Source organism: Corynebacterium sp., assembly GCF_012837295.1.
GTDB lineage: Bacteria > Actinomycetota > Actinomycetes > Mycobacteriales > Mycobacteriaceae > Corynebacterium.
The window spans coordinates 1-3,397 of sequence record NZ_DURI01000348.1 but is presented as its reverse complement, the minus strand read 5'-3'; the positions used below and the strand labels follow the sequence as shown (position 1 = coordinate 3,397).

Below are 3,397 nucleotides of genomic sequence, written 5' to 3'. Positions count from 1 at the left end.
GCGGGTGCCGACGCCTGCGCCGCCACCGGCCGCACCCCGACGCCCGGAGCTGATGGGCACCACGGTGGCGTCCTCCGCCGACGGGGACCTGCCCGCCACGGCATCCAACACGGATCCCCGCAATCCCGCCGGCGGCGCGACCGCGGCGGATGCGGCCAAATCCGCGGCATCACGGCGGTAGCGGTCCACGAGGTCGTCGAAAAGCGGATTGTCCCGGCGAAGCTCCCGGACGAATTCCTCATCCCCCGGATCCACCGCATCGACCGCGACGAGCGCGGCCCACGACTCAAGCTCCGGGGCGTCGCCGCCGCCGGACGTGGAATTGACGTCGTTGACGTTCATTCGCCCAGGCACCTCCTCAATGCGATCAAACCATCCCTGATCCTCGACTTCACCGCGGACAATCCCGTGCCGAGCCTGCGCGAGATCTCCTTCTGCGTCATCCCGCCGAAGTAGGCCAGGTCCAACGCCTCACGCTGCAGTTCGGACAGGGTGCCCAGGCAGTCGGCGACCTCGCGGCGTTCATCGTCGGCGAGGACGTCTTCGTCGGCGCCGCCGCCCACCGGACGCGCGGCGTCACGGTCCGCGGCCGCATCTGCGCGGCGGCGGCTCGCGTCGATGCTGCGCACGGCGTCGACGGCCCGGCGGTGCGCGATGGCCAGCGCCCATCCCGCCGCCGAACCCCGGGTGGGATCGAACGACGCCGCCGAGTCCCAGATCGCCAGCCACGCATCCTGCGCGACATCCTCCGCGATCTTCGGATCGACCACCACGCGCAGCGCCATTCCGTAGACGCGCGCACCGAAGCGGTCATAGAGCTCGGCGAACGCGTCCCTGTCTCCCCCGGCGATCTGGTCGATCAACTCGCCTTCGGAGAGGACCCGCAGCGCGCGGTAGCCGCGTGGAATCGGTGTCGGCACCGGAACTCCCTTCTTGGCCGCCCCTGTCCGTCGCCCATGCAGGGCGCCGCGGATGCAGGCCGGCCACCTCCGACAGTAACGCGAAAAACTTTTCCGAAAAAGTTCCGCCACCGACCCATCCCCGACCGGTGCGGCTCCGAATACACCGTGACGGCCGGCAATCAGATTGCAAAGGCCGACGACGATTTCCCACCCGCGGAACCGATTGGCGCGGACAAGGAAACCGACGTTCACGACCCACGCCGGGCCCACTTCCGGGCCCGACTAACCGAAAAGGAACTCTCATGCGCACCTCGAACCGACGTACCGCCGGCGCCGCCGCCATGCTCGCCGTCGCGGCCCTGACCCTCGTCGCGTGCGGCGACGACGCGGCGACCACGGAGAACACCGACACCACCACGGCGACCTCGACGGCCACGTCCACCACCGAGACCACGGCCACCGAGACCTCCGCCGCCGGCGAGGGCGCCCCGGCCGGCCCGGGCTGCCAGGCCTACGCCGAGGCCCACCCGGATGGCCCGGCGTCGCTGGATGCGATCGCCGACCAGAACATCGTCGACGCCATCCAGAACATCCCGGAGCTGGCCACCCTCACGTCGGCGCTGACGGGCGGCCTCAACCCCGACGTCAACCTTGCGGCGACGCTGCAGGACGGCGAGTGGACGATCTTCGCGCCGACGGAGGACGCGTTCGCCAAGGTCGACGCCGCGACGCTGGAGGCCCTCCAGACCGACGCCGATCTGCTGACCGCGGTGCTGACCTACCACGTCGTTGATGGCCAGGCCGGCCTCGATGCGGTGGAGGGCACGCACGCCACCGTGCAGGGCGACGAGGTCGAGGTGACCATGGACGGCGAGACGATGATGGTCAACGATTCGAACATTTCCTGCGGCGGCATCAAGACCGGCAACGCCACCGTGTACCTGATCGACTCGGTTCTGCTGCCCCCGACGGAGTAGTGTGCGGGCCCGTCCGGCCACTCGGGCGCCCGTCCATTCAATGGCTCTGAAGCCGGTTCCCCTGCCCCGGGGAGCCGGCTTCGCCGCGTGCGCGGGCCGGTACGGTGGTGGCATGGGTGGCATGGACGGAGGCGGGGCACAGGGTGGCGGTGGGCGGCCCCTGTCAGGTCCGGTTGCCCGCAGGCGGGCCGCGCTTGACGACGCCGACGGGCCACCCCATTTGCGCGTCACCGACGAGCCAGCTCATCGCCACCGGCGGCTTCTCGCGGCCAAGCAGCGCGCCGACGCCGTGGTGGAGGAAACCTCCGCCGAGGTGGCGCGGAGCTTCGGCGCCCCGGGCTGGGGTGCGATCGCGTCGCCGGCGTCATCGGGTTCACCCGCGTCGTCTTTCTTCCCGGCCCGTCCGCCGGCCGTGAGCCGGTTGACCTTGATTCTGGTTCTCGTCGCCCTCGTGCTCATCGGGCCCCGGTTGATCGGCACATTGCTGGCCGGGTTGGCGGGCGGGGCGGGGCTGCTGATCCTGGCGATCGTGGCCGGCGCGGGGCTCTACGTCGCCGGTGGCCGGTTGTTCGCGCGGCGCCGCGCCGAACTCGCAGGCGAAAACACCGCGGTGATCCTCGACCAGCTGGCGTCGGATTCCCGGCGCCGACTCACCGCAATCATCGACGAGTGGTTCCGCATCGACGACACCCTCGGCATCGGCACCGCCCTGGAGTCCGCGTACGCCCGCGAACCCCGGTCGCCGGAGCTGGACCGGGCCCGCCGGTCGATCATCGATTCCATCGACGACGCCATGGCCGACGGCCACGACGCCCTGGCCGCCCTGGGTGACATGCTTGGCCCGGGCGGACATGCCGGGTTTGGCGGGCAGTCCGGGTTTGGCGGACATGCCGGGTTTGGCGGGCAGTCCGGGGTTGGCAACATGACGGGCGGTCCCGATGCCGCCACCAACCCCGATACCCACGCGGCCAGCACCGCCGCCGCCAATGCCGAATGGCTGCGCCGCATAGACGCCGCCGACCACGCCTACCTGCGGCTGCGCTTCTACCGCCGGGCGCTCGACAACTGACGCGACAAAGGGGCCCCGGCAGCCAATCATGCCGGGGCCCCTCATCGCGGGCGCGGGCCGTCGTAAAGCAGACGGCGCGGACCTTTAGTTGCGCAGCATCTCCGCGACCAGGAACGACAGCTCCAGCGACTGCTGGGTGTTCAGCCGCGGGTCGCACGCCGAGGCGTAGCGGCCCGGCAGATCGACATCGGCGATGTCCTGCGCGCCGCCGAGGCACTCGGTGACATCCTCGCCGGTCAGCTCGATGTGCAGGCCGCCCGGGTGGGAGCCGATGGCGCGGTGGACCTCGAAGAAGCCCTGGACCTCGTCGACGATGCGGTCGAAGTGGCGCGTCTTGTAGCCGTTGGAGGCGCTGTAGGTGTTGCCGTGCATCGGGTCGCACTGCCAGATGACCTTGTGGCCGGTGGCCTCGACCGCTTCGACGATGGGCGGCAGCGCCGTGCGGACCT

Annotated in this window: 5 protein-coding genes; 2 read left to right on the top strand and 3 right to left on the bottom strand. The window is 70.7% G+C overall.

All coding sequences use genetic code 11. The annotated features are described in order from the left end of the window. Together GX015_RS11450 and GX015_RS11445 are read right to left on the bottom strand one after the other, a co-directional pair. On the bottom strand, positions 1-342 hold a 342-nt coding region (locus GX015_RS11450; protein WP_291345260.1), incomplete at its 3' end, for a hypothetical protein. Beyond that, positions 339-920, bottom strand: coding sequence for a sigma-70 family RNA polymerase sigma factor (locus GX015_RS11445; RefSeq protein WP_291345258.1), 582 nt, complete (start codon positions 918-920; stop codon positions 339-341). The genes GX015_RS11445 and GX015_RS11450, both read right to left, overlap by 4 nt. A 284-nt stretch (positions 921-1,204) precedes the next feature. Here GX015_RS11445 and GX015_RS11440 point away from each other — a divergent pair, with 284 nt between their 5' ends. After that, positions 1,205-1,879 (top strand): fasciclin domain-containing protein, encoded by a 675-nt coding sequence (locus GX015_RS11440; protein ID WP_046649692.1) that lies wholly within the window; start codon positions 1,205-1,207, stop codon positions 1,877-1,879. Positions 1,880-1,991: 112 nt separating this feature from the next. Further along, positions 1,992-2,948, top strand: coding sequence for a hypothetical protein (locus GX015_RS11435; RefSeq protein ID WP_291345255.1), 957 nt, complete (start codon positions 1,992-1,994; stop codon positions 2,946-2,948). An 84-nt stretch (positions 2,949-3,032) separates the two neighbouring features. Here the strand turns inward: GX015_RS11435 and GX015_RS11430 are convergent. Further along, positions 3,033-3,397: 3-deoxy-7-phosphoheptulonate synthase (locus tag GX015_RS11430; RefSeq protein WP_291345253.1), on the bottom strand; the 365-nt coding region annotated here is incomplete at its 5' end.

What these genes read in the sequence shown, in the direction of transcription:
- GX015_RS11440 (WP_046649692.1), top strand. Translation starts at nt 1,205, where the DNA reads ATGCGCACCTCGAACCGACGTACCGCCGGCGCCGCCGCCATGCTCGCC.
- GX015_RS11435 (WP_291345255.1), top strand. Translation starts at nt 1,992, where the DNA reads ATGGGTGGCATGGACGGAGGCGGGGCACAGGGTGGCGGTGGGCGGCCC.